22 protein-coding genes and 4 pseudogenes are annotated in these 24617 nt (G+C 69.0%); 17 read left to right on the top strand and 9 right to left on the bottom strand.

Annotation, left to right across the window (positions count from 1 at the left end):
• Positions 1–25: 25 nt before the first annotated feature.
• The gene (locus AC5WRT_RS31865) at positions 26–718 is read right to left on the bottom strand and encodes a hypothetical protein (protein ID WP_496097513.1); all 693 of its coding nucleotides are present in this window, start codon (positions 716–718) and stop codon (positions 26–28) included.
• Between the two features lie 608 nt (positions 719–1326).
• Between AC5WRT_RS31865 and AC5WRT_RS31860 the strand changes: the two genes are divergently transcribed.
• Positions 1327–1587, top strand: a complete 261-nt coding sequence (locus tag AC5WRT_RS31860) for a hypothetical protein (RefSeq protein WP_496097514.1) — start codon at positions 1327–1329, stop codon at positions 1585–1587.
• Between the two features lie 133 nt (positions 1588–1720).
• Here AC5WRT_RS31860 and AC5WRT_RS31855 read toward each other — a convergent pair whose 3' ends face one another.
• On the bottom strand, positions 1721–1894 hold the full coding sequence (locus AC5WRT_RS31855) for a hypothetical protein (RefSeq protein ID WP_496097515.1): 174 nt from the start codon (positions 1892–1894) through the stop codon (positions 1721–1723).
• Between the two features lie 64 nt (positions 1895–1958).
• Here AC5WRT_RS31855 and AC5WRT_RS31850 point away from each other — a divergent pair, with 64 nt between their 5' ends.
• Entirely contained in the window at positions 1959–2495 is a 537-nt protein-coding gene (locus tag AC5WRT_RS31850) for a MarR family winged helix-turn-helix transcriptional regulator (protein ID WP_496097516.1), read from the top strand.
• Positions 2496–2991: 496 nt separating this feature from the next.
• Here AC5WRT_RS31850 and AC5WRT_RS31845 read toward each other — a convergent pair whose 3' ends face one another.
• Positions 2992–3804 carry a DUF427 domain-containing protein gene (locus AC5WRT_RS31845; RefSeq protein WP_496097517.1) on the bottom strand — a complete coding sequence of 271 codons (813 nt, stop codon included), beginning with the start codon at positions 3802–3804 and terminating at the stop codon, positions 2992–2994.
• 529 nt (positions 3805–4333) lie between these two features.
• Here AC5WRT_RS31845 and AC5WRT_RS31840 point away from each other — a divergent pair.
• The gene (locus AC5WRT_RS31840) at positions 4334–5233 is read left to right on the top strand and encodes a LysR family transcriptional regulator (RefSeq protein ID WP_496097518.1); all 900 of its coding nucleotides are present in this window, start codon (positions 4334–4336) and stop codon (positions 5231–5233) included.
• Positions 5234–5343: 110 nt separating this feature from the next.
• Here the strand turns inward: AC5WRT_RS31840 and AC5WRT_RS31835 are convergent, their stop codons facing one another.
• On the bottom strand, positions 5344–6096 hold the full coding sequence (locus tag AC5WRT_RS31835; protein WP_496097519.1) for an SDR family NAD(P)-dependent oxidoreductase: 753 nt from the start codon (positions 6094–6096) through the stop codon (positions 5344–5346).
• Positions 6097–6343: 247 nt separating this feature from the next.
• Here AC5WRT_RS31835 and AC5WRT_RS31830 point away from each other — a divergent pair, with 247 nt between their 5' ends.
• The 7 genes from AC5WRT_RS31830 (at position 6344) to AC5WRT_RS31800 (ending at position 15431) form a co-directional block, all read left to right on the top strand.
• Positions 6344–6478: a hypothetical protein gene (locus AC5WRT_RS31830; RefSeq protein WP_496097520.1), complete on the top strand. Its 135-nt coding sequence runs from the start codon at positions 6344–6346 to the stop codon at positions 6476–6478.
• Between the two features lie 450 nt (positions 6479–6928).
• Complete coding sequence (locus AC5WRT_RS31825; RefSeq protein ID WP_496097521.1) at positions 6929–7468, top strand: glycine betaine ABC transporter substrate-binding protein; 540 nt, start codon at positions 6929–6931, stop codon at positions 7466–7468.
• A 148-nt stretch (positions 7469–7616) separates the two neighbouring features.
• Positions 7617–8897, top strand: coding sequence for a cytochrome P450 family protein (locus AC5WRT_RS31820; RefSeq protein WP_496097565.1), 1281 nt, complete (start codon positions 7617–7619; stop codon positions 8895–8897).
• Between the two features lie 1057 nt (positions 8898–9954).
• Complete coding sequence (locus tag AC5WRT_RS31815) at positions 9955–11949, top strand: GtrA family protein (RefSeq protein WP_496097523.1); 1995 nt, start codon at positions 9955–9957, stop codon at positions 11947–11949.
• 287 nt (positions 11950–12236) lie between these two features.
• Positions 12237–13226 (top strand): glycosyltransferase family 2 protein, encoded by a 990-nt coding sequence (locus AC5WRT_RS31810; RefSeq protein WP_496097524.1) that lies wholly within the window; start codon positions 12237–12239, stop codon positions 13224–13226.
• 454 nt (positions 13227–13680) lie between these two features.
• On the top strand, positions 13681–14679 hold the full coding sequence (locus AC5WRT_RS31805) for a hypothetical protein (RefSeq protein WP_496097525.1): 999 nt from the start codon (positions 13681–13683) through the stop codon (positions 14677–14679).
• A complete protein-coding gene (locus AC5WRT_RS31800) occupies positions 14676–15431 on the top strand; it encodes a DUF429 domain-containing protein (protein ID WP_496097526.1) in 756 nt (251 codons plus the stop codon). The genes AC5WRT_RS31805 and AC5WRT_RS31800 overlap by 4 nt, the downstream gene beginning before the upstream one ends.
• Positions 15432–15533: 102 nt before the next feature.
• On the opposite strand, the gene AC5WRT_RS31795 is transcribed toward AC5WRT_RS31800, so the two are convergent.
• Positions 15534–15914, bottom strand: a complete 381-nt coding sequence (locus AC5WRT_RS31795; protein ID WP_496100841.1) for a TolB family protein — start codon at positions 15912–15914, stop codon at positions 15534–15536.
• 267 nt (positions 15915–16181) lie between these two features.
• Here AC5WRT_RS31795 and AC5WRT_RS31790 point away from each other — a divergent pair, with 267 nt between their 5' ends.
• Positions 16182–16376 carry a hypothetical protein gene (locus tag AC5WRT_RS31790; protein ID WP_496097528.1) on the top strand — a complete coding sequence of 65 codons (195 nt, stop codon included), beginning with the start codon at positions 16182–16184 and terminating at the stop codon, positions 16374–16376.
• A gap of 215 nt (positions 16377–16591) precedes the next feature.
• Here AC5WRT_RS31790 and AC5WRT_RS31785 read toward each other — a convergent pair whose 3' ends face one another.
• Both AC5WRT_RS31785 and AC5WRT_RS31780 read right to left on the bottom strand, forming a co-directional pair.
• Complete coding sequence (locus AC5WRT_RS31785) at positions 16592–17362, bottom strand: amino acid ABC transporter ATP-binding protein (RefSeq protein WP_496097529.1); 771 nt, start codon at positions 17360–17362, stop codon at positions 16592–16594.
• A gap of 61 nt (positions 17363–17423) precedes the next feature.
• Positions 17424–17954 (bottom strand): annotated as a pseudogene (locus tag AC5WRT_RS31780) (amino acid ABC transporter permease); the annotation flags it as partial.
• Between the two features lie 10 nt (positions 17955–17964).
• Between AC5WRT_RS31780 and AC5WRT_RS31775 the strand changes: the two are divergent.
• The 5 genes from AC5WRT_RS31775 (at position 17965) to AC5WRT_RS31755 (ending at position 22739) form a co-directional block, all read left to right on the top strand.
• Positions 17965–18903 carry a LysR family transcriptional regulator gene (locus AC5WRT_RS31775; protein WP_496100846.1) on the top strand — a complete coding sequence of 313 codons (939 nt, stop codon included), beginning with the start codon at positions 17965–17967 and terminating at the stop codon, positions 18901–18903.
• 68 nt (positions 18904–18971) lie between these two features.
• The gene (locus AC5WRT_RS31770; protein WP_496100840.1) at positions 18972–20117 is read left to right on the top strand and encodes a cystathionine gamma-synthase; all 1146 of its coding nucleotides are present in this window, start codon (positions 18972–18974) and stop codon (positions 20115–20117) included.
• A 43-nt stretch (positions 20118–20160) separates the two neighbouring features.
• Positions 20161–20721, top strand: coding sequence for a cysteine dioxygenase family protein (locus AC5WRT_RS31765; protein ID WP_496100839.1), 561 nt, complete (start codon positions 20161–20163; stop codon positions 20719–20721).
• 534 nt (positions 20722–21255) lie between these two features.
• Complete coding sequence (locus AC5WRT_RS31760; RefSeq protein ID WP_496100838.1) at positions 21256–21957, top strand: alpha/beta fold hydrolase; 702 nt, start codon at positions 21256–21258, stop codon at positions 21955–21957.
• A gap of 41 nt (positions 21958–21998) precedes the next feature.
• Complete coding sequence (locus AC5WRT_RS31755) at positions 21999–22739, top strand: class I SAM-dependent methyltransferase (RefSeq protein ID WP_496097533.1); 741 nt, start codon at positions 21999–22001, stop codon at positions 22737–22739.
• Positions 22740–22784: 45 nt separating this feature from the next.
• Here the strand turns inward: AC5WRT_RS31755 and AC5WRT_RS31750 are convergent.
• Together AC5WRT_RS31750 and AC5WRT_RS31745 are read right to left on the bottom strand one after the other, a co-directional pair.
• Positions 22785–23007, bottom strand: a pseudogene (locus AC5WRT_RS31750) (integrase core domain-containing protein); the annotation flags it as partial.
• Between the two features lie 70 nt (positions 23008–23077).
• Positions 23078–23658, bottom strand: a pseudogene (locus AC5WRT_RS31745) (MFS transporter); the annotation flags it as partial.
• Between the two features lie 206 nt (positions 23659–23864).
• On the opposite strand from AC5WRT_RS31745, the pseudogene AC5WRT_RS31740 reads away from it, so the two are divergent.
• Positions 23865–24335: pseudogene (locus AC5WRT_RS31740) on the top strand (transposase); the annotation flags it as partial.
• Between the last annotated feature and the right edge of the window lie 282 nt (positions 24336–24617).

The following is a 24617-nucleotide window of genomic DNA, read 5'->3' as shown; positions in this document are numbered from 1 at the left end:
GGCAGCGGCCTGTCCAGTGCTGCGGTCATCTGGTGTGCGTGCGGTTCCGCGTCCTGAGCCGGAAGACGGCCAGCCCGATGGTGCCGAACGCTGCGGCCCAGGCCAGGCCAAGGGCAAGGTGTCGCCACAGGGCGGCATGGCCGAACGAACCGCCGACGGCGAACTGCATGGGCCCGAACGACGGGAACCACTGCAGGACGGGCTCGTTGGCGAGCGGGTTGCCCAGGGGGTTCTGCCGGAAGGTGTCCATCAGGCCGCGGGTGATTATCAGGAAGAAGCCCTCCAGATCCCGTTTGACGAGAACGCCGAGGAGCAGTCCCAGAGCGCCGTGGGTGAAGGCGATGACGGCGAACCCGGCGACGACGGCGAACCGGCCCGCGGCTGTCGGCCGCCAGAAGAGCAGAATGGCCGGCGCGGTGTAGAGGGCGAGCGCGGTGGCGACGGACGCGAGGGCCAGGGTCTTGGCGCCGATGAGGATGGACTGCCGGTATCCGGCGAAGACGAGGCGCCGGTCGAAGGAGACGGCCTTGCGGACGGCGTCGAAGACGACGAAGCCGGCGATCATCGTGACGGAGTTGAGGCCTGCTGAGATCAAGGTGAGGTGGGCGGCGTCGCCGTGCAGGACGGCGCTGGTGGCGTACAGCTTGAAGTCCAGCACCTGGCCCGAGGCCAAGGCGTCCATCACCAGGTACCAGAGGGGCACGAAGAGGACGAGCACCAGCCTTCAGCATGCTGAACGGGCGTTCAATCCGTGTCCATGGCGGAGCGAACGGCAATCCGGTTGCTGTGCGTCTCACCAGGCCAGGGCTGTCGATTCGGGCATGGTTGCGATGGCAGCTGCGGACTGGCGAGGGATCGATCGGGCGGACGATGCCTACGCATGGGAAGGCGTGCGCAGCCAGTTGGTGGGGGCCTGTCGACGTCCGGCGTGTACCTTCCCGCGATGCGGGCTTCACTCCATGGGCGCGGGTCAACCCCGGCCGCCGACTCGGCCCCGAGTGCAATGTTTGCATGATGCAAGAGGCTCTGGCCAGTAGTTCGCCAGATTCCGGAGTCGTCAACGGTGTCCTGGTTCGGAACGACTGCCGCGGTTCTGTGGATGAAGGAAACGGCCCTCCCCGCTCCCGGACCCGGCCTCGCTGCCGCTCCAACGGCAGGACCATGTACGCGCGCAGGCGCAGCGGCCGTCCGGAACCTCGTCCCGTCATTCCTCGGTCGGCCGGTCGGGCGCAGGTCGGCGGACCGCGTGGACCGAATGGCCGCCGGGGCCATTCGGAGGCTCTTCAGTAGCGCCTGCCGTGGACGCCCCCGCAGTCCGGAGCGGATGTGCGCGCTGCGCCGCGGACCGAGCGGCAGTACGGCTCCGGGAGGACCTGTGACCGCTTCGTCGCGCGGTACGACGACCTGCGAGCCCTCGTGATCAGCTGCACCCGCAAGCGCTCCCCGGAGACGAGTGGCACCCAGGGACTCATCCATCGCAGCTCCCACATCATGGACGCGCAGGGCGTGCACGTCGACGTCGTACGGGCGGTGGACCGCGACATCGTCCGGAAACTACGGGGATCCAGGCCCGATGGTCGTCCGTGAGAGCGGCAGCGTCGACTTCCCGCAGCCTTCCTTCGCCCTGCCGCTTGGCCCGGGTGCACACGCGACCGACGGGCCGAAGCCCTATCGGGTGACTTCGCGCCCGGTGTTCAGCTACTGCTGTGCACGGACGGCGTCACCGAAGCCCCGGACCCGCCGGTTCCTTCCACCCTCTCGGGAACGGGCGGACCTGCTCAACGAGCTGGACGCGGACCGCGCCCTGGCGGCTCTGCGCGAGGACCTCGTCCGTCATGCCACCGGGCCGCTCCATGACGACGCCGCGATGCTCTTGCTCCGGTACCACGGCCATGCCGAAGGAAAGTGTGTTCGTATCCGGTGAGAGATCGGAGAGTCCGGCACGGTAGAAAGGAGGTATGCGGGAGCAACAGACGCCCACGGGCGCCATGGATGATGTCGACGCGGTGACGAGGGCGGTGCTGACCGCGTCACGTCTGCTGGTCGCGGTCTCCGCCCGCTCGCTGGCCGCGGTGGAGGAACGGGTGACCGTCGCCCAGTTCCGGATGCTGGTGGTGCTGTCCACCCGGGGGGAGACCAAGCTGGTCGCGCTCGCCGAGCTGCTCCAGGTGGCGCCGTCCACCGCCATGCGCATGGTCGACCGGCTCATCGCCGCCGGGCTGGCGGAGCGCAACGCCAACCCCGCCAACCGCCGTGAGACCCTTCTACGGCTGACTGCGGAGGGCCGGCACACCGTCGAGGACGTGACCGCGCGTCGCCGCGCCGAAATCGCCGCCATCGTCGAACGGCTCCGCCCGATGGAGCGGCTGGCGCTCGTCGAGGCGCTCAACGCCTTCAACGAGGCCGGAGGAGAGCCACCGGCTCCCGGGGCGGACGATTTCGAGCAGCACCCGCTCGGATGGATCGTGGGCGGAGCGATGGCGCACGACGGCTGACGCTCTTCCGGTCGGTCGCCTGGCTTCGGGTGGCCCCGTCTCCGCGCTTGGCAGCAGGCGTTTGCATAGCGCAAAGAAGAAGCTGGTCCGCGACCCTGCTGCGTCCTCCGGTCTGGTTCGGTGGGATGCTCGGCGTCATTGCCTCGCCTCTTTTTCAGGCTCTCGCGCCGGCCACCGGATCACTGGCCGTGTGGGCCGACGAAGAGCAGCACGCCGGACTGCCGCGCGTCGACGGGTGCGGGAATCTCTTCGGCGCCCGACAGGACGGGGTTGCCGCGTTGTCGCGGTTGAGATCGGGGACTACGGCGTTCTCCCGCCCACCCGAGCCGAGGGTCGGTGCCACGGCCACTCCACGAACGCGGTCGGCATTGATCACGGACCCTGGGAACCGTTGCGCGTCGGCTTACCTGCCTGGCGCCGCGAAGGGGCCGCAAATCGGCGGGGCCTGTGACGCCCAGCACGCCGACAGCGCGGGCACCGAGTGGTGCGCAGCCGTCTACGAAGGTCGTACCGGGTGCTCGTGTTCCCATATCGCTCTGGTGACGGCACCGGGGCGTGGTTGCAGGCGCCCTTCGACGTAGAGGTCCACGCGCTCGTTGTAGAAGGCGACCAGGCCGGCGATCGGTGTGACCTGGCGGGTCGGGAAGTCGTACGCCCAGGCGAGGTCGGGGTGAGTGGCGGTGTCCGTGGTGACGGACCAGTAGCCGCTGGTTCTGCCTTTGTAGGGGCAGCTGGTGACGCTGTCGGTCGGGTGCAGGCGGGTCCAGTCGATATGAACCCGGTCGAGGTAGTAGCGCGTCGGGAGACCTGTCTCCAGCAGCATCACCGAGGAGGGCGCGTCCGCGAGCACGGCTCCGTCCAGCACGACGCGGATACTGCGGCCGGACCGGAGTGCGTCGACGCGGGTGTAGGGGCTGCGGGGATGGACGAAGACCTGCTCGTCCTCCTCGAACCACGCGTCGATGGCCTCCCAGCGGAAGCTGACCGTGCCGCGGACGTCGGGGGGCGCGTCATCGGCCCATTCCCAGGCAGCGCCCGGGCGGGTGAGCGAGCCCAGCCGGAGGGTGTGGCGGCGAGCTCCGCCGATGCGCAGCACCATGGTCCGGTCCTCATCGAGGAGAGCCCCGTCACGAATGTCCTCCCGCGGGATGCAGTACTGCGGGTAGCCTGGCCACAGCCATACGTAGCGCGCCTGCACGGTGTCGAGGACGGGAAGGTTCGCCGCATAGCCGCGGATGCGGCGTGGTACAGGCTCGACATGGCCGACTGGGACGATCATTTCCGGGTAGTCCGGTGTGTCGTGCGTCATGATGCATGTCCTTGTAGCGGTTCATGCCGGCCCTGCGTGGCACAGTCCGTGCCCAGCCTCTTGGCACCAGGCAATCACGGGGGTGCCTGTCGAGCATCTTCTGCCTTGAGACAGGCCCGTCGGGCGGTCGAACCGGACGTCGGGAGGTACACCTGCCGCAGCATCGTTTGCGTGCCGTCGACGGCGCTCGTTCATCACTCAGCAGGTACCTCCTCGACGATCCGGCGCAGGTGGTACGAGCGGTCAGCCGGTCAGGTCAGCCGGTCAGGTCCAAGCGATGACCAAGCCGCTCCGCGGCGGCCACGACGACAGGCTGAACGGCACGGCCAGCATCACGCTCATCACCGGACATGCTGCGTTCATCGGCTGCACAGCGTTGGCTTCAGGTGAGCGACGAATACCTTCGGCGACGCCTGCCGGCACCTGTCCGGCACGACCCGGAGTCGGGCCTGGCCCGGTCCGCGCGGTCCGGTTACGGCGACCTCTGCTCGAGCGTGACGCCGTCGGACGGGTGTGATGGCATGGGGCCATGGAATTGCGAGAGCTGCGGGCATTCGTCGCGGTGGTGGAGGAGGGTGGGCTGTCCGCCGCGGCGCGCCGGCTGCACATGAGCCAGCCGGCGCTGTCCCAGACGGTCAGCGGGCTGGAGCGGCAACTCGGTGTGAAGCTGCTGGTGCGCAGCAGCACCGGCGTGCGCGCTACCGAAGCTGGTACAGCCCTGCTCGGGGAAGCCCGCGCCGTCCTGGCCCGGCACGACCAGGCGCTGCGGGCGATGGCCCCCTTTACCTCTCCCGGAGGAGGCGCCCTGCGGATCGGGATCCCGCTGGAACTGCCTCCCGGGCTGCTCGATGCGGCACTGGCGGAGCTGACCGAGGCCCACCCGGACGTCCGAGTGAAGGCCCGGCACCTCTCCACCGCCGACCAACTGACCGCCCTGCGGGCCGGTGAGCTCGACGTCGGGTTCGTGCGGGAACGGCCGATGGGGCCGGAATTCGACGCGCTGCTGGTCGTCCGGGAACGGCTGGGCGTGCTGTTGGCCGCGGACCGGGCCGCCGAACTCCTCGAACCGGAGGGCGTCGCGCTTGAGGCGCTCGTCGGCCTGCAGTGGGTGGGGTTCCCCCGCTCCGGCAGCCCCGCCTGGTACGACGAAGTGATTGCCGCCCTGCGCGGGCACGGCCTCGACGTCGGTCCCGAGGTGCCGGAGGGGCAGGCGCTGATCGCCGACGTGAAACTGGCCGCCGTCGGCGCCGGGCGCGCCTTCGCTCTGGCCCCGCCCAAGTGGCAGCAGCCGCTCCCCGACCATGTGACATGGTCACCGCTGGTCGGACACCCGCTGGTGCGGCGCACCTGGGCGGTGTGGCCGGCCGATTCCAGACGGCGCGACCTGGGACGGTTCGTGGCCGCACTCGACCGGTCGGCGGGCCGCTGAAAGGGGCCAGCCTGCCATCGGATGAGGACACATCGTCCCGCGGGCCGCTCTCGTCGCTGCTCCTGGGCGAGGGCGGCCCGCGGGACGGCCGGCCGGGCGGATGCCGGCTGTCAGACGGCCGTACGGCCGCCGTCCACGGGCAGCACGGCTCCATGCACGAAGCTTGCCGTGTCGCCGGCCAGGTAGGCGATCGCCTCGGCGATCTCCTCGGCTGAGGCGGTCCGTCCGGCAGGCGCCTGGGCGGCGAGGGCGTCGAGATCATCGCCCATGCCGGCCGAGCCCTCCGTGCGGGTCGGTCCCGGCTCGACGGCGTTGACCCGCACGCCGCGCGGGCCGTACTCGGCGGCCCACGCCTTCGTCAGCAGGTTCAGAGCGGCCTTGCTCGACCCGTACAGCCCCATCCCGGCCATGCCGTACTCGGCAACCATGGTGCTGACGTTCACGATCGCACCCTGTCCGCGTTCGGCCATCCCCGGGGCCAGCGCCGCGACGAGACGGAACGGGCCCTTCACGTTCAGGTCGTAGACGGCGTCGATGTCGCTGTCCAGCGTCTGATCCGTCGGGCCGAACGGATAGATCCCTGCGTTGTTGACCAGGATGTCCACGCGGCCGCCGCCCAGATCGACGGCTTCCCGCGCCAACCGCCGCACCGACTCGGCCTCGCCCAGATCGGCGGAGACGAAATCGGCCTTGCCGCCCCGGTCACGGATGCCGGTGACCACGGCCTCGCCGCGGGACCGGTCACGACCCGCGACCAGCACGTGCGCGCCCCGCTCTGCGAGCAGCGCTGCGGTGGCAGCGCCGATGCCGCTGGTCGCTCCGGTCACCAAGGCCACGCGTCCGGCCAGATCAACAGAACTCATCAGGTTGTCCTTCGTGTCGGAAAGGAGAGCGCACCGGGTGCGGCCGTACCGCCTCCGCTGCCCCGTCACCTCATCGGTGAGCTGACGTAGGCCGAAAGCGAATGCCCTTGCCAGGGATTCCGTCTTGGCCATTGGCAAGTGCGAGAGCCGCCATAAGTCAGAGCGCGTGCGTGGCCCGGATCCCGGCGAGATGCAAGCAACCGCACAGGCGCCGGCCGTGGTGTGTCTGCGCCCGAAGGCGGCGCCTATGACGGCCCTTCGTGAGGCCGATGGTCGGCGTGCAGCGGCCGGCGCCACCGCCAAGGCTCTTGCCGAGTTGCACAGGACGCTCGGTGCCGTGCCCAACATCGCCAAGGCCCGGGCCAAAGCCCGGCCCTGGTGAAGAGCTGTCTCCCGCTGTCCCACCCCTGAGCGGCGGCGTCATCCCGGCCCCGGTCCGTCCACCCACCCACGGGCGCACGTCGCCAGGGGCGGAGGCAACGCTGGACGGAGCGGCCGATCTCACCACAAGCTCACGGGCGACCGCTTCTTCGACACCCACTCCGAGGCCGTGCGCACCAGCGCCCTCGCGCTCGTCATGGGCGCCAAGCACAAGGGCGCCCGCGTTCAGGAGGTCGCCGCGGAGCTGCGCGCCTGGTCCACTGGCTGACGCCCGCGCCGTCGCGGGCGGCTGCACTGCGCGAGGAAGTCGACGACCGACCAGGCAACCAGGTCTCGGCCAAGGCGGACGCCAGCACGCTGACGTTGTAGTTCCGGCATGCCCACAGGCTTGTCGACCCCGCGGCCGAAGGCGTGCAGGCCTGGCAGATCTCACGACGAGACCGTGGCCCGGGTGCGTGCGACGCGCGGCCAGTCGTGGAAGGCGCACAACCTCGACGAACGCCTGGCCGACGAGGAGTACCTCGCCGCAGTGGCGGCGGAGCAACTCTCCTACGCCGAAGTCCAGTTCACCCCGGGGTACGAGAACTTCGTCGACCTGCCGGGCAGCGTCACCTTCAAGCAGTTCGTCGCACTCGCTCCGACCGGAACGATCACCCAGACGGCACTGCGCAAAGGCACCGTCGAGGCCGCCGGCATCTTCTCCACCGACCCGGTCAGCTCCCGCTACGGCTTCGTGTCCCTCAAGGACCCGCACGACCTCTTCGCCGCCCAGAACGTCGTGCCCCTGTTCAAGCCAGAGGTCCTGACCCAGCCCATGGCCGACGCGTGCAACGCCCTCTCGGCCAAGCTCGCCACATCCGCCCTCCGCGGACCGGACGCACAGGTCGCCAAGGGGGCCGACCCGGACAGTGCCGCCCACCAGTGGCTCTCCGCCAACGGACTGGCCTCGATCACGACTCACATCCCGGCCAACCGCCCACAAGCGGCATAGCCACCCCGCCGACCACGGAGCACGATTACCCGGGAGCACCCCAGCACCTGCAGGCGAACGGAGCGGTGCATGCCGGCCGTGTCGCCCCGGCCCGAGACCGAAGCCGTCCGCGAAACCACTCCACACCCAGCGAGAGGCGATCGTGTCAATCGACGACCAGCGTCCCTACGCTCTCGACCCCGCGGGCCGCGACATACACGCGGAGGGCGCCCAACTCCGCGCCCGCGGCTCCGTCACAAAAGTGATCCTTCCCGGCAACATCCCGGCGTGGTCGGTCACGAGCCACACCGTGCTCGAACAACTGCTGACCGATCCGCGGGTATCGAAAGACCCCCGCCAGCACTGGCCCCGATTCATCGCAGGCGAGATCACCCCCGAATGGCCGCTGTACGCCTGGGTGTCCGTGACCAACATGTTCACCGCTTACGGCAGCGACCATCGCAGACTACGGCGCTTGGTGACGCCGGCATTCACCGCTCGACGGACAGCGCAGCTGCGCCCTCAGGTCGAGCGCATCGTGGCGAGAGTGTTGGACGATCTGCCGCGCACCGCGGTCGACGGGGTGGTGGACCTACGGCGGCACTTCGCCTACCTGATCCCGGTACAGGTGATCACACAGCTCATGGGTGTCCCCGAGGGACCCATGGCCCACGGTATCCGCGCCTGCATCGACAACCTCTTCAACACGGGGCTCAGCCCACAGGAAGCCGCCGACAACTACCACACCACGTACAACCTGTTGAACGACCTGGTCGACTACCGTCGGAAGCAGCCGGGGAACGACCTCACGAGCTACCTGATCGCGGCAGGCGACAACAACGAGTCACTGACCGAAGCAGAGGTCATCGACACACTCCTGCTGATCATCGCCGCCGGTCACGAGACAACCGTGAACCTGCTCGACAACGCCATCTTCACGCTGCTCACCGCGCCGGACCAGCGCAATCTGGTACGCACCGGCCAGGTCGCCTGGACCGACATCATCGAGGAGAGCCTGCGCGTCGACGCCCCGGTTGCCCACCTGCCCCTACGCTACGCCGTCGAGGACATCGCCGTCGCAGGCACGACCATTGCCAAGGGAGACGCCATCCTGGCGTCCTACGCGGCCGCCGGCCAGGACACCGAGCACCACGGCCCGTCAGCAGGAACCTTCGACGCGACCCGGGAGATCAAGGATCATCTCGCCTTCGGCTACGGCGCCCACTACTGCCTGGGGGCGCCGCTCGCCCGCATGGAGGCGGCCATTGCGCTCCCGGCATTGTTCGAACTCTTCCCTTGCCTCACGCTGGCCCAAGACCCAGGGAGCATCGAACCGGTCCCCTCCTTCATCTCCAACGGACACCGAAGCCTGCCCGTGACGTTCGCCCAGGGCGGGCAACACGGCGCCGCATACGACGGGCTGCCGGGCCGGGCCTCATCGCCGTGCTGATCCCGGGGAAAGGCACGGGTAGCGGACCGCCGGGTCAGACCCCGCGTAGCGAACGCTCCCGCCGTGGCCCACCCAGCCCGGGCGCGATTCACATCCGACTCCCATACGCAGAAGGAACACGGCACGCGCATTTTGTCGTAGGGACAGGTGCCGGAGGCTACTTCGGCACCCGGCTCGCAGTAGGGGGGCCACAAGGTCACCTTCGTCGCCCGCGGCCGACATCTGGAGGCCATACGGGAACACGGACTACTGGTCCGCAGCCCGCTGGGCGAGGTCAGCCCCGCCGACATCAGTAGTGCCGGCCATCACCCACCTGGAGCCCGACGAGGGGGCGCTCGTCGGCGTGAAGCTGTGGTACCCGAGAACGTCGCGACCCAATCGCGCGACATCGTGGACAACGGCGCCCGCGTCATCTCGCTGCAGAGCGGCGTCCGCAAAGACACCGTTCTGCGTCAGTACTTGCCGCCGGAGGCCGTGTTGGCGCGGGGTCTGCTAGAGCGGCCCGAGCATTGGGCGAACTCTCCCTGGGCGAGCGCACGGGTAGGTGGTGGTCAGGGCGAGCCCCTCGTTCCGGTGCCGAGGACCGGCCGCGTCCGGGAGGGCAGAGCCGCACCGTGCCCGCGTCGGTCCGTGGTACGTGGCCGCACTTCCCGAACGAGGCCGCAACCTCAAGTGCGTCTACATGGCCGTCACGAGCCCGGACCCCAACGGCCAGGGAACGCAAACGCCGGACCACGCGCTGGAAGCCGGCCGTGCAGGCCTTCGACATCGCCTTCGGCGGCCGACTCTCCGTCGGCCGCCGCCAACTCGCACCGCCCGAGTTGCACATTGGCTGGACAGACCCGATCCGGACCGACGGCCGCTGGGTCGTGGAGCCCAGGAACTCGTAGCGTGTCTGGGACACCCACTGCTGGGCGACCCGGCCCGCCAGCCCCCGCATCCGATGACCCCAGCCCATTACCCACTGGAGGACGCTCCAAGCGCGACTTCAAATGTTCATATTTGAATCATGTATGGTTTGAATGAGGTTCTTAATCAAACCACGTACCTTCCCGCCATGCTGCACTTGACGGCCTGGCGCCGGCATATGCCCTCATGGGTACGGAACATCTGGCGAGAGGTCGTGGCCTTCGGTCTCGTCGGCGCCGTCGCGTTCGTGGTGGAGACAGCGAGCTTCAACTTCCTGATCTTCGGTTCGCCGGACCATGGCGGGCCGCTGGGCTATACACCGGTCCTCGCCTCCGCGATCGCCACGCTCCTGGCCATGGTGGTCAGCTGGCTGGGCAATCGCTACTGGACATATCGGGACCGCAAGGGAGCGGTCGACCGACGCGAGGTCGCCTGGTTCATCGCCGTCAACCTGGCCGGGCTGGCGGTCACCGCCTTCCCTGTCTACGTCGCGCACGAAGTGTTCGGACTGTCCTCCCCATTGAGCGACAACGCGGCCCGCCTGCTGGGCTGGGCGGCGGCGACGCTGATGCGGTTCGCCGCGTACCGCACCCTCGTCTTCACCGCATACCGAGAGGACTCCCTGGACATGCCCACGACGACCGATCGTTGGCGTGCGATCTCCCGTGCCACCCGGCGGGACGACCTGCTCTGGCCCGGCCTCCTGGCCGTGGTGGCCGCGATCTGCGGGTGGGCCGTCTCCGTCGCTTTCCACCCCGGCTTCCTCAGCCCGGACAGCCTTTCGCAGCTGGCGCAGGCACAGGGCAAGCAGCCGGTGACCGACTGGCACCCGCCCATCCTGGCTCTGTTCTGGCGCACGCTCATCGACATCACCGGCGCCCTGTCGGCGATGGCCGCGCTCCAGGCCGCCCTGCTGTGGGGCACCCTCTGGGTGCTCGCGGTCGTGCTCTGGCGTCGGACCGGCAGCCGCCCCGTGTCGCTGCTGATGCTCGGCTTCGGCCTCGCCCCGCATGTCCTCACCTTCACCGGGGTGGTGTGGAAGGACGTGCACATGGCATACACGCTGCTGGCCGCGTGCGCGATCGCGCTCGTCGCGCGAGAGCTGCCGGAGGGTCGGGAGCGGACCCGTTGGGGCTTGCTGGCCCTCAGCATGCTCTTCCTCACCTACGCGATGTTGGTGCGCAAGAACGGGCTCCCGGCGGTCGTACCGATCTTCCTGTTGCTGATGTTCGCGCTCTGGCCGCGCCCCGGGCGGCGCCGCTGGCTGGTCGCCTCGGGGTCACTGCTGGCACTCGCCGCCGTCGGTAGCCTAGGGGTGTCCTCGGCCGTCCATCCGCTCGCGGTGCGCCAGTACGCGCAGATACCCCTCGACGACGTCGTCCACGTACTCACCCCTCAGCAGGTGCGCTCCGCCGCGACGAAGGCCGGGGCGACCCCGGAGTTCACCGACGACCTGGTGGCGACCGCGCGGACCTGCCAACGCAAGGACATCGTCTGGGACGCCTACTTCGCCTGCTACCCGCACAAGCCGGGTGATCGGGCCGGTTTCGAGGCGGACCAGGCCGACGTCCTGCTCAAGATGTGGGCGCAGCAGATGCCGCACCACGCGACCGGCTACGTCGAGTACCGCTCCCGTACCTTCGCCCAGCTGCTGTTCCAGGGCAATCTCCAGTACCTCGGTGGTGACTCTGTCGTCATGCCGAAGGACGTCCGGGTCAACAAGACACTGGACGCGGCCATGAAGTCCTATGTGATGGGCTTCGACCGTGACTTCCCCTGGCTGTTCCAGGGATGGTTCTGGCTGGTGGTCTCGCTGGTGCTGGCGCTGCGTCGCCGCTGGGCCGGCCCCTGGTCGCGGGAGCTGCGGCTGCTCGGCGTGAGTGGTGTCATCTACATCGCCACCTACCTGCCCACCGCCCCTTCGGCCAACTACCGCTACGTGTACTGGCCGGCGATCGCCGGCACCTTCGGGATACTGCTGGCGGTGAGCGGAGCGATCGTGGCGCGGCGCACGCCCCACGCCACCCAGGACACCGGGTCCACCGCAGCGGTCGAGGCAGTCGTGAACGGTCCGTTCACGACAGACCTGACCGCGCCGCACCCCGTCGGCTCCGGTCCTCGCCTGGACGTCACGACCGGCTGATCCCGGCGCCGGTCGCGCCCGTGCCGGGTGGCTGCCGCAGCTCTCCGGGACGTCCCGCCAGGGGCCTGCCGGTACGGAACCGTCATATCACCGCGTCGAAGTGGCTGCGCAGGTCAGGGATCGGCCGAACGCCCCCAAGCAACAGGTGCGGCCCGATCAACTCCCGCTCGGCCCCTTTTCAGATCACCCCGCGTCACGCGACCGGTCTACCGCCCCCAGCACCACCCTGTGGCGGGAAGGACCGATCGTGTGATCTCAACTCAGAACACTCCGCAGAGGATCACGAAATGAGCCCTACGATCGCGTGCGTCGTACCCTGCTACAACGAGGAGGCTTCCGTAGGCAAGGTCGTGCGCGATCTGCGTGCGTCGCTGCCCGAGGCGGTCATCTACGTCTATGACAACGCCTCGACGGACAACACCGTCGCCGAGGCCCTCGCGGCGGGCGCGATCGTGCGGCAAGAGCCGCGCAAGGGCAAGGGCAACGTGATTCGACGGGCGTTCGCCGACGTCGAGGCCGACGCGCTGCTGATCATCGACGGCGACGACACCTATGATGCCTCTCGTGCCCGTGAGATGGTCGACCTGCTCTTCGAAGGCCCCTACGACCAGGTAGTCGGCGCCCGTCGAGAGGTCGAGGAGAGCGCCTACCGGCCCGGGCACGCGGTCGGCAACAAGATGCTCACGGGCGCCGTCCGGACACTGTTCGGTAACGACGTGAGTGACATGCTCAGCGGTTATCGTGTGTTCTCGCGACGTTACATAAAGTCCTTCCCGGCGCTGTCACACGAGTTCGAGACAGAGACCGAGATGACGGTGCACGCCCTCAGTCTGCGGCTGCCCACCACCGAGATGGAGATCGACTTCAAGGATCGGCCCGCCGGAAGCGTGAGCAAGCTGCGCACGTACCGCGACGGTTGGCGCATCCTGAAGCTCATCCTGAGCCTGGCCCGGCGCCAGCGCCCCTCGCAGTTCCACGCAGTGATCGCCGCTCTTTTGACGATCATCTCGCTCGCCCTGGGCCTGCCGGTGGTCATCGACTTCGTGCAGACCGGCGTCGTGTTGCGGCTTCCGACCGCCCTACTGGCCGCCGCCATCATGATCATCGCGGTGCTCGTTCTGCTGGTCGGCTACATACTCGAGTCCTTCATGCACATGCGCCAGGAGCAGGCACGCCTCGCCCACCTGCGTTATCTCGCACCGTCCCGCGGCGTCGACTTCGTGCCGGAGGAACTGGGCAGCGCGCCGCAGGAGTCCGGGCCGGAGGCCGTTGCCTGAGAGGTCCCTCGCATCATCCGCGAGTGGGTGGCGGACAAGGGGGCATCGACGGATTGGTCTTCGACCGGCTGGTGAGTGGCGGCGACGTACCGCGCGAGGCCCTCGAGGGCCTGGTCGCTGCCGCCCTAGGCCGCTGCCCGAACTGGTCGACAGCCTCCGCCGCCCACGCCTCATTTTGAAACGATCAGTTACTCGGCCCCTGGCCCGCCAACTGCGCGCGGCCTACCGCTGACCCGCCTACCACCCCGGGCCCGCCCCCGTACTCCGGCCGGACGGGCCCGCCTGTTGACGCCTGTCCTGACTGGCCTGCCCCCGGTCGCTCCGCCTGCAGCCGCCCCGGCCCCCAACCGACGAGCAGCCACCGGCCCCATCGCTCGTGCCGTTGATGCTCAGCTCGACCTGCACCACCAGATACCCAGGGCGCATGTCACCGGCGGGCTGTACTCTCCCGGCCATGCCACGCAACCCCTTGTTCTCCACGTACCGGACGGGTGAAAACCGCGTCACCTCGTCCACGATGGCCGTCTTTGAGCGCATCGACCTGACTCTTGTGCAGGAGCTCCTTGAGACGGCCACTGCCGGCGTCGGCGAGCTGCCGACGGTCACGTTCCAGAACCAGGTCACCGTGAGTGAGACGGTGCCCGACGCGCGCATATCAGCGCGCTTCACATGGTGGTTCGAGACCAAGACGGTCCGCGGCGCGTACCAGAGCGAAGGCCACGGCCGGAGCCAGGTACGGTCCCATGCAAAGCAGTTGGAGGGTGACCCGACCGCCAGGTTGTTCGTGCTGACCCCGGACCCGATTCGGCCGGTGTGGTTCGGTGAACTCGATGGTGTTGACACACACGTGCGAGACCGAGTTCTGTGGCTCTCCTTCCGGGATCTTGCGACGGCGATCGAGGCCGTGGTCGGCGACACGCGTCGGCTTCTGGGTGAGCAGGCGCGCTACCTGCTGTCCGAACTTGCGGCGCTGTACGAGGCCGAGGGACTGCTCACCAACGATGACACCGTGATTGTCGCAGCTCGTGCGGCCTGGCCCGAGTACCAGAGCCTCGCAGCCTATGTCTGCCAGCCCGGGCGGTCCTTCAGGGACGGCCTGACGCACTTCGGGTTCTACGCAGAGGGAGTCATTCAGCCCGTCGTTGCGCGGATCCGCGAGCAGTACGACACCGTGCTCCTCACGCACGAGGAGGCTGAGCGACACCAGACGGAGGGGCACACCGCCCTCGCGGATCTCATCCGGGTGCTGATCGAACAGGAGTACCGGTCGGAGGGTGACTCGAACGGGGTCATTCTGCTGTCCGGCCCGGAGGACCCCGAGACCGTCACATTGGACAGCCCGATCCTGAACGACACGCTCGCCGCGTCGGGGCGCTCGTGGGCCTGGACCCTGAGCCAGCGCTATACGAGTCTCAACCGGCTCAAGGCCGCGACGCGGACGAGTGACCTGTGAGTCTGATCACGAGAAGGAGACGTAGTCTCGGCATCGATCTCGCCGTCAACCCGTCGAAGACGGCATTGGTCGAGATCGAGTGGGTCGACGGAGTAGCACGTGTACAGGTTCCCCAGACCCGTTGCGTGGACCGAGACATCGTTACGGCGCTCACCGGACTCGGGCCGGAGGACAGCGCGGGGATCGACTGCCCGTTCGGCTGGCCCCAAGCCTTCGTCGAGGCCGTCACAGCTCATGCCGCTCAGCAGCGCTGGCCGGGGCACGGCGATCCCGCAGCGCATTACGAGTTGTCGAGGATGCGGGTCACAGATCGGCTCGTGGATGGGGTGGTGAGACGGATCTTGAAGCGGGGGCCGCTCTCGGTCTCCATGGACAAGCTCGGCGCAGCTGCCTGGCGGTGGGCCTACCTTGCCGACCAGCTCGCAACTGACGGTCACCCCGTCGGCCGAAGCGGAGCCGGCCGGATCGCAGAGGTCTATCCGGCGGGTGCACGTGCTGTGTGGGGGCTGCATGGAGACCGGTCGATCGAGCGCCTGCTCGTGGTCGTCCCGGGATTGCGATTCGCCCCGGGAGCGCGGGCGGTCTTTGATCAGAATGAGCACGCCTTCGATGCCCTGGTCGCTGCGTTGGTGGCTCGGGCAGCGGCGCTCGGGCTGACGATTCTGCCCGCAGGCGAGGATGAGCAGCACGCGGCGGAAGTGGAAGGCTGGATTCACCTGCCCGTGGAAGGCAGCTTGTCCAAACTCATCTGACGGCGACCGCCGGCAGTCGCCGGTCTGCGACAACGCATGGACGGCGCCCCGCACAGTACGAGCAGAGAGGCAACGCGATGCCGCCGGTACTGGTCCCGGCGGTCATCCGGCGGGCGACGGCTTGGCGTCGTCGCGCTCGGCTTCCCGGCGTTCGTCCCCGGCGACGGGTTCGTCCTCGGCGAGCAGGGCGACGGTGCGGCCGTCGAGGAGCGGCCAGTGGTCGGAGATTCCGCCGCGCCACCTGGTCAAGGCCGCGGCCTCGGCGAGGTTCTCGCTGCTGTCCAGACGGATCCGCTGGAGTTGGGCGGTGCCCTGCTCCTCGCGGTCGGGGGTGAAGAAGAGAGAGGCCGAGTCAGGCGCCCACTTCGGGCCGAGGTCGCGGGCCGTGCCGTCGGTCAGCCTGCGAGGAGCCGTGCTGCCGTCCGGGGCGGTGACCCAGACGGACCCGTGCGGACGCCCGTCCCTTCCGCCGTTCGCGACCACTCCGTAGGCGACCAGGTAGCCGTCCGGCTAGATGGCCGGTGCCACGGCGGCGGCAACGTCCACCACCAGTTCGGCGGTGAGCGGGTCGGCCGGTTCGGGAGTCGGCTGCACTGCGGGGCGCGACATGCGGACTGCCTTTCGCTCGTCCAATACGGCAAACGGACATCCTGTCGCACTGTCGGGCCGGCGTCAGTCGGAATTCGGAGAACGGGCCGCATGCGGACCTGACGGCCGGCTGTTCATCGGGCCACCCCTGCATCCACAGCTGTGGCTCGTCAGGTCGCGCGCCCGATCCGCTCGGCGAGCGGGCTGCCCGGCGACATCGTGTACGTGGCCTGCCGTGATGGCCTGTTCATCGGGACCTGGGCGCCCACTGTGGCGCCGAACACCTGGGCCGTACACCAGATCGACGAGATCGTGCACGCGCCCCTGGTGGGGTGCCGCACTCCCAGCCGCGCCTGACCAGGGAGGACCGACTCGACGCTCACGAGGCCCGCCCCGGCGTGACCCCCGAGACCCGGGAGGCGGCCATGCCGAATCCACCGGATTGTGGACGGCCGCGCCAGACCGATTGCCCGCACATGGGCGGATCCGGTCCCACATCCGGTCCGGGCCCCGCCCACTGCGGCGGGGCGGTGACACGTAAGTCGCCGGCCACCGGGCGATCCGAGCGAACATCAGAACGTGGTGCTCTGCTCGGTGGCCGGCTCGCCGGGATGGATGACCCGGCTCAGGAAGGCCCGCGTGCGCGGATGCCGGGGGTTGCCGAGAACATCCTGTGGCAGTCCCTCCTCCACGATGAGGCCTCCGTCCATGAAGACGACGCGATCGGCCACTTCGCGGGCGAAGCTCATCTCATGCGTGACCACCATCATCGTCATGCCATCGTCCGCGAGGCCGCGCATCACGGACAGTACGTCGCCCACGAGTTCCGGATCGAGCGCGCTGGTCGGTTCGTCGAACAGCATCAGCTCCGGCCCCATGGACAGGGCACGGGCGATCGCCACACGCTGTTGCTGGCCGCCGGAGAGCCGCGTCGGGTAGCTGTCCTCCTTGTCGGCGAGTCCGACCCTGGCGAGGTTCTGACGACCCACCTCGGTCGCCTCCGCCTCGCTGCGCCGGAGCACCCGGCGCTGGGCGATCGTCAGGTTCTCCAGCACGCTGAGGTGCGGGAAGAGGTTGAACTGCTGGAACACCATGCCGATGCGGCGGCGGACACGGTCGATATCGGCGTCCGGATCGGTGATGTCGACCCCGCCGACCACGATCCGGCCGGCTGTTGGCTGCTCCAGGAGATTGGCACAGCGCAGCAGCGTGGACTTGCCGGAGCCAGAAGGGCCGATCACGCAGACGACCTCGCCCAGGGCGATACTGAAGTCCACGCCACGCAACACCTCGAGGGCTCCGTAGCTCTTGCGCAGTCCGCTGATCTCGATTGCCGCTGTCATCTCGGTGCCTCCGTCCCTTCGAGGGGCTTCCTTCCGCATGGTCCCTACGGTCCTCACCGCTTCACCTCGCCTTCGCATGTCTGGCCTCAAGGCGCCGCACCAGGTAACCGAGCGGGATGGTGACCAGCAGGTAACAGAGTCCGGCGACGAATATCGGCGTGGTGTTGGCCGTCTGGCTCGCCAGGTCCCGGCCGAACTTGGTCAGTTCGCGCTGTTGCAGGGTGACGCCCAGGAACAGCACCAGGGACGAGTCCTTGAACAGCAGTACCAGCTCGTTGGTCAGCGGAGGCACGATGATTCGGAACGCCTGCGGGATGATGATCGAGCGCATCGCCATGCTGTGCGACATGCCCAGGGTGCGCGCCGCCTCCAACTGCCCCGGCGGGACGGCCTGGATGCCCGCGCGGATGGTCTCCGCCATGTAGGCGGCGGACACCAGTCCGAGGGCGAGTGCGACCTGGCCGTAGGCGCCACCGGGCAGCGTCAGCCCGGGAAAGGCGAGCGGGACGCCGTCGCCGACGAAGATGAAGATCAGCAGGGCGGGAAGCCCCCGGAAGAGCTCGATGTACACCATGGCGAGCCACCGGTAGGGCGCGCGACAGATCAAGGTGTTCGCCGAGGTGGTACGGACGGGGTCCTACTCCGCGGCGGCCAGGAGCCTGGGCTACACGCCCCCGGCGATCAGCCAGCAGATGAAGGCGCTGGAGCGTGCCGTCGGGACGCCCCTGTTCGCCCGGGTGGGGCGCGGGCTCAAGCTCACGGACGCCGGACAGGTGCTGGCCCGGCACACGTCCGACATCCTGGGGAAGCTCAGTTCGGTCCAGGAGCAGATCGCGGCAGTCGCCCGGCTCAAGGCCGGTCGGGTGCGTGTGTGCGCGTTCCCCAGCGCAAGCGCCACGCTGGTACCGGCCGCCCTGTCCCGCATCACCGACGACCACCCGGGTATCCGGATCGAACTGACCGAGCTGGAGCCTCCGTTCTCGCTGGAAGCGCTGTGTCGCGGCGACTGCGATGTGACCCTCGCCTTCTCCTATGGCGGCGCCGACGAGCAGCCCGCCGAGGATCTGCTGGAGGTCCCGCTGATGGACGAACCGCTGCTCGTCCTCATGCCGGCCTGGCACCCGCTCTCCCGTCGCCGCTCCACCGAGTTGCCCCAGCTGGCGCACGAGCGGTGGATCGCGGGGTGCGTGCGCTGCCGCAGCCACTTCGTGCGCCGGTGTGAGGAGGCCGGGTTCGAACCGGACATCGCCTTCACCAGCGACGACAACCTTGCGGTGCAGGGTCTGGTGGCATCGGGGTTCAGTGTGGCGCTGATGCCGGCGTTGGTGCTGTCGTTCATGCGCCACCCCAAGGTGGCGGGCCTTCCGCTCGTTCCCGCCGCGCACCGGCGTATCTCCGCGTTCACCCTGCCCGGTCACGACCAGATCCCCGCGGTTCGGCTGATGCTGGACGCCCTGCAGCGGGCCGCGGGTGACAAGGAGCCGGGCGGCCGTACCTGCAGCCGGCGATCCTCGGGGCGTCACAGGACACCTGACGAATAAGCAGATGTTTCCGAAGTCGAAAATTCTTTAACTGGACCTCTCAGTTCGGAGGTGGGCAGGCTGCGTGCATGACGCAGCCACACGGATTCGCGACCCTTGCCATTCACGCCGGTCAGGAGCCTGACCCCGTCACCGGCGCCGTCGTCCCGCCCATCCACCAGACCTCCACCTTCAAGCAGGACCGGGTGGGCATCCTGCGCGGCGGCTACGAGTACAGCCGCGCCGGCAACCCGACCCGAACCTCTCTGGAGGACTGCCTCGCCGCGCTGGAGGCCGGCAGCCAGGCCACCGCCTTCGCCAGCGGCCTCGCCGCCGAAGACACTGTGATCCGCACGGTCTGCGCCCCCGGCGACCACGTGATCATCCCTGACGATGCCTACGGCGGCTCTCTCCGGCTGTTCCGCAAGGTCCTCCACCGCTGGGGCATGAGCAGTTCGGCGGTGAAGGTCAGCGACGCAGACGCGGTCCGGGCGGCGATCCGCCCGGAGACCAGGCTCATCTGGTGCGAGACGCCCACCAACCCGCTGCTCGGCATCGCCGACATCCCGGTGCTCGCCGCGGTCGCCCACGAGGCCGACGCGCTGCTCGCGGTCGACAACACCTTCGCCTCCCCCTACCTCCAGCAGCCGCTGAGTCAGGGCGCGAACATCGTGACGCACTCGACCACCAAGTACCTGGGCGGCCACTCCGACGTCGTCGGAGGAGCGGTCGTCGTACGCGACGAAGACCTCGCCGAGCGGATCCGCTTCCACCAGTTCGCCGTGGGCGCCATCGCCGGCCCCTTCGACTCCTGGCTGACCCTGCGTGGCATCAAGACCCTGGCCGTGCGCATGGAGCGGCACTGCGACAACGCCGAGCGGATTGCCGACGTCCTTCAACACCACCCAGGGGTGACCCGGGTCCTGTACCCGGGGTTGCCCGGCCACCCGGGACACGAGATCGCCCGCAAGCAGATGCGCCGCTTCGGTGGAATGGTGTCCTTCCAGGTCGACGGCGATGAGCAGGCCGCGACCGAAGTGTGCAGCCGCACCGCGGTGTTCACCCTCGCCGAGTCGCTCGGCGGCGTGGAGTCCCTGATCGAGCACCCCGCACGGATGACCCATCTCTCCGCCAAGGGCACACCGCAGGAGGTCCCAGGCGACCTGGTACGGATCTCAGTGGGCATCGAGAACGTCGAAGACCTGATCGCCGACCTGGTCCAGGCACTGGACTGAGCTGACAGCCGGCCCCTGTTGTTCCCTGCCAAGAGGAGCGAGCATGAAGACTCCGTCCAGCACCGCACTCCGCCGCACCACGCTCGACCAACTCATCGACTCCGTCCGCTCGGCCGTCCGCCCGGAAGACGGACCGGACGAAACCGCACGCCTGGTCGCGGACGCCCTCAAGCCCTTCCTCAGTGAGCCGGACCTGCTTCCCGCCGAATATCGCCGCGGCGATACGGACGGCTACTGCCAGCACCTCCTACATGCCGAGAAGGACGGCAGCTTCTCCGTCGTCGCCCTTGTCTGGCAGCCGGGCCAGAAGACGCCGATCCACGACCACGTGGCCTGGTGCGTCACCGGTGTGTACCAGGGAGCCGAGACAGAGCACCGCTTCGAACTGCGCGGCTCGGGCGAGAACGTCCACGTGGTGCCCGGACCAGAAGTGGTCAATGAAGCAGGTACCGCCTGCGGATTCGCCCCTCCCGGCGACATCCACCTGGTCGCCAACGCCGGCGACGCCCCGGCCGTCTCCCTGCACATCTACGACGCGGACACCTCCCGGCTGAGTACCAGCATCCGGCGCCTGTACGACCTCCCCGTCGTGACCGTCGCCTGACGCTCCAGCAGCGGCCGTTTCCATATCAGCTCGGTTCACAGTGGCGCGGCCGCAAAAGCTGGCGGGCTGCTGCGGGTGCCGCTGCCCCCTGGCCACTCGGCGGGACACGCGGGTGCCGCCGTGGGCGACAGCGGCGGCCGATGGCGGTCGCACGCGGGTGACGCGTACATCCATCACGGCGAGCTCGAGCGCACCCCGCGCTTTCCCACCCCGTTCTCGAGCCGGTCCGGCGGGAGCACAGGTCCATCCCTTGGCCCGCGTCGTGAACGGCGATCGACTGCACGGCCTGCGCCGCGGCAGCAGGGCGGAGGTCACCGTCGTCAGCGCGCACGACCCGTGGGAGTCTGCCCGCTTCGCCGCCCCGGACAATCGCCAGTCACACGATGGGACAGACTTCGGTGCGTCGCCGGTGTCGTCGAGGGCCGCATACAAAGGTGGGCCACCCTCACGCGGAATGCGATGGCGACGCACCAGATGGACACCCGCTCACCGGTCGGCGGCCGCGCCGCCGGCCCTGGGGTCACTGACGTGCCCGTGGCACGCACCGCCGCGGTCGCGTCCAACACCATCCCGGGTGTCACCTACGACCGGCGCGGCCTCGGCCGCTCCGGGCGCCCGGCCACCGGCTACGACACCTTCGCCTGCCTGGACAAGCTGCTCACCCACCTCGACCCGCCCGAGGCCGATCTGGCCGGGTACGCGATGGGCGGCGGCGAGATCGCCCGCTACCTCGGTGCCTACGGCTCCGGCCGCATCCGGCGCGCAGCGATCGTCTCCGGCGTCCCGCCCTACGTGCGCAAGACCCCGGACACCCCGCAAGGCGTGCCGCAGGAGGTGTTCGACGAGATCGCCGCGGTGCTCACGGCCGACCGCTTCGCCTGCTTCACCGAGTGGAACAACAACTTCTTCAACCTCGAGGAGACCCTCGTTAAGCGGATCAGCGCCGAGGTGGCGCAGGACGCGTGGAACACCGCCGGTCCGCCTCTGCCGCCGGCACCGTCGCCTGCGTCGCGACCTGGCACACCGACTTCCGCGACGGCCTACACCTGCGACCTGTTCGGCCGCCAGGTCACATCGACCGACCCGGACCAGGGGACGACCACCACGTCGTACACCGACCTGGACCAGGTCGCCACCACCACCGACTCCCGCAACACCACCCTCCTTTGGGGCTCGTCCGCCGGATCACGGGCCGAGCCAGGGCCGGACCGAGGCGAGGGCCGGCCGGTGCCCTGATCGTGTTGACCGCCCCCGGCTGGCAGTGCTGGAGTCGGCACGTGGACAGCATCCCCGCCAACCGGCGGCTCTGGAACCAGATCAGCAGCGCCTACCAGCACGAGCACGACCCGCAAATCGGCGCCACACCCCGGCTGTGGGGCATGTACTCCATCCCCGACGCGCAGCTGCACGCCCTGGGCGACGTCACCGGCAAGCGCGTCCTCGAACTCGGCTGCGGCGCCGGCCAGTGGTCCAGGGCGCTCGCCGCCGAGGGCGCCACCGTGGTCGGGCTCGACCTGTCCGAAGCCCAACTCGCCGCAGCGGCCCGCGCCATGGGAGCGTCTCGCTACCCGCTGGTGCAAGGCGCCGCCGAACAACTCCCCTTTGCCGCCGACAGCTTCGACCTGGTGTTCTGCGACTTCGGCGGGCTCAGCTGGGCGCCCCCGCACCTGGTCGTCCCACAGGCCGCACGCGTCTTGAGCCGAGGCGGGCGCCTGGTGTTCAACGTCGCCAGCCCATGGTTCGAAGCTTGCTACGACGAAGCCGCCGGCCGCGTGACCACGACGCTGCAGCAGGACTACTTCGGGCTGAACACCATCGCCGAAGGCGACGGCGCGACCAGCTACCAGCTCACCTACGGCGACTGGGTCAAGGTCCTGCGCGGCGCGGGCCTCATCATCGACGACCTCATCGAACCGCGGCCCGAACTCGGAACACCCAACGGCTACAACGAAACCGACCCACCCGACTGGGCACACCGCTGGCCGGCGGAACTGCTCTGGGTAACCCGCAAACCGTAAGTTCTGCCGCGCCGAGACGTGAAGGCATCCCCTCGCCGGGTAGGCCTAGCTTTTGCCGGCCATGACGTTCGTGACGCTCGTGCGGAGACGTGGGCGGGAAGGCGATGACCGGCGGTGGCGTGCGGCCGGTGACAGTTGAAGTGGACGTTCCAGACCCTGATCGCCCGGGCTTGCTCTTCCTCGGAGGTCCACTGGCGGGCGTAGAGCAGCCTTCGGCGCGGATGCGCTGGTAGCGCTCGACCTTGCCGTTGCGCCGAGGTGTGCAGGGCTGGTCCGCTGCTGGCGGGAGGCCCGCGAGATCGGGGAGCGTGCGAAGACTGCGGCGGGGAACGTGCACGCTTGCAAGGCCGGCCCGTCAATCGCTCTTCCGTCACACGTTCCGTGGGCGTCCCCTTCCGGATGCCGAGAACCGCGGGCAGGCAGAGAGCGGCGACGACCCAGAAGGTGGCCCGCCAGTCGAGCAACGTGCCGAGTACCGACCCACCGGGGACACCGGCGATCACGGCCCTCGTCGTGCCTGACAGCAGCACGGCCGGCGCACGTCCCATCTTGTCGGACGAGACCAGCGTGGCGGCAGCCGCCAGAGCGACGGCCGGGACCCGGCGTTCGCGAGGGCGGCGACGACCCGGGTGGCGAACAGGACGGGGAAGCTGGTGGTGATGGGGCCAACGGCGTGAGCTGCCGCGAGAGCGAGGATGAACCCCAGAAGGCTGGAGCGCCTGGGCCAGTTACGGGCAAGCGCGGCCACGACGGGGGTGCCGACGATCATGCCGATTGCGAAGGCCGAGGTGAGCACGCCTGCTGTCCCGACCGTGACGTCGGGATCTGAGGCGATGTCCGGCGACAGACCGGCGAGCATGAACTCCGGGGCACCCATGGCGAACACGGCCCGGGCAAGCAGGTACAGCGGAAGAGGCATCGAAGGCTCCGAGGTGAGGAGAAGCACGAGAAAGTCATCTCGTCACCGCGGCCAGCCCCCAGGGCACAGTCGTCCCACCGCGGAATGCGGGGCGACGACAGGGCCGCGAGCTCAGGGGTTCAGGGGAGTGTCGGCGTGACCGAAAGCCCCACCTTGTCTGACTCAGGGCTCGACATGGCCCGCACGCCGGCTGCTCGCCGCGCTCGACAGCCACCCGGCCTGACGGCTGTCAACGAGGCGGCTCATCGCAGCTGTGCCACCGCCTGCGCACCCACCGGGCGGGCAAAGGCAAACGCCGCAGCGTGGGCGAGCGGGACTTCAGCGCGCTGATCGACGGCGTCCACCAGCTCGTCAGGGCGCCGGTCGTATGGGTGTGGGACCGCCTGAACACCCACGTCTCCCGTGCCATGGGCGAGCTGATCGCTGAGCGAGAGTGGCTGACGGTGTTCCTCCTGCCCGCCTGCTCACCCGATCTCAACCCTGTCGAGTGGGTATGGGCACACGTCCAACACAGCCTGGCCAACCTTGCCGTCGTCGCCCTCGACCGGCTCGAAGTACTCGTACGCAACAGGCTCAAGCGCCTTCAGTACCGGCCAGACACCCTCAACGGCTTCACAGCCGGCACCGGCCTGACCCTCACCACCCCAGTGTCACTCTCCCATAGAGGAGGCTTATGAAAATTTTCGTAAGGGAGATCCTGGACGGTCAGGTCAGGGTGTCGGAGAGACGATCAAGGCAGGCCTGCGCACGTTGCCCTGTCCGAAGAGCCAGTCATGCCCCATGAGGGCAGGCGGGCGCAGTGGCGGCGGGGCAGGGTCCTCGGCATCCGACTTCAGTTCATGATCATGGACAGTGCGGTTTCGGTCGTGCCTCGTCGCCGTTTCGAATCCACGACGCTGCCGGAGTCGTAGTACCCCGGTACCACCCGCCCGGCGGTGTTCGGTCCCCGGGTACCACCG

It is taken from the genome of Streptomyces sp. NTD91 (assembly GCF_059510455.1).
The sequence above is the reverse complement of the archived record's forward strand: the minus strand, read 5'-3'. Positions and strand labels throughout refer to the sequence as shown.

What these genes read in the sequence shown, in the direction of transcription:
- AC5WRT_RS31855 (WP_496097515.1), bottom strand. Translation starts at nt 1,894, where the DNA reads ATGGCCGTGGTACCGGAGCAAGAGCATCGCGGCGTCGTCATGGAGCGG.
- AC5WRT_RS31850 (WP_496097516.1), top strand. Translation starts at nt 1,959, where the DNA reads ATGCGGGAGCAACAGACGCCCACGGGCGCCATGGATGATGTCGACGCG.
- AC5WRT_RS31845 (WP_496097517.1), bottom strand. Translation starts at nt 3,804, where the DNA reads ATGACGCACGACACACCGGACTACCCGGAAATGATCGTCCCAGTCGGC.
- AC5WRT_RS31840 (WP_496097518.1), top strand. Translation starts at nt 4,334, where the DNA reads ATGGAATTGCGAGAGCTGCGGGCATTCGTCGCGGTGGTGGAGGAGGGT.
- AC5WRT_RS31835 (WP_496097519.1), bottom strand. Translation starts at nt 6,096, where the DNA reads ATGAGTTCTGTTGATCTGGCCGGACGCGTGGCCTTGGTGACCGGAGCG.
- AC5WRT_RS31830 (WP_496097520.1), top strand. Translation starts at nt 6,344, where the DNA reads ATGACGGCCCTTCGTGAGGCCGATGGTCGGCGTGCAGCGGCCGGCGCC.
- AC5WRT_RS31815 (WP_496097523.1), top strand. Translation starts at nt 9,955, where the DNA reads ATGCTGCACTTGACGGCCTGGCGCCGGCATATGCCCTCATGGGTACGG.
- AC5WRT_RS31810 (WP_496097524.1), top strand. Translation starts at nt 12,237, where the DNA reads ATGAGCCCTACGATCGCGTGCGTCGTACCCTGCTACAACGAGGAGGCT.
- AC5WRT_RS31805 (WP_496097525.1), top strand. Translation starts at nt 13,681, where the DNA reads ATGCCACGCAACCCCTTGTTCTCCACGTACCGGACGGGTGAAAACCGC.
- AC5WRT_RS31785 (WP_496097529.1), bottom strand. Translation starts at nt 17,362, where the DNA reads ATGACAGCGGCAATCGAGATCAGCGGACTGCGCAAGAGCTACGGAGCC.
- AC5WRT_RS31770 (WP_496100840.1), top strand. Translation starts at nt 18,972, where the DNA reads ATGACGCAGCCACACGGATTCGCGACCCTTGCCATTCACGCCGGTCAG.
- AC5WRT_RS31765 (WP_496100839.1), top strand. Translation starts at nt 20,161, where the DNA reads ATGAAGACTCCGTCCAGCACCGCACTCCGCCGCACCACGCTCGACCAA.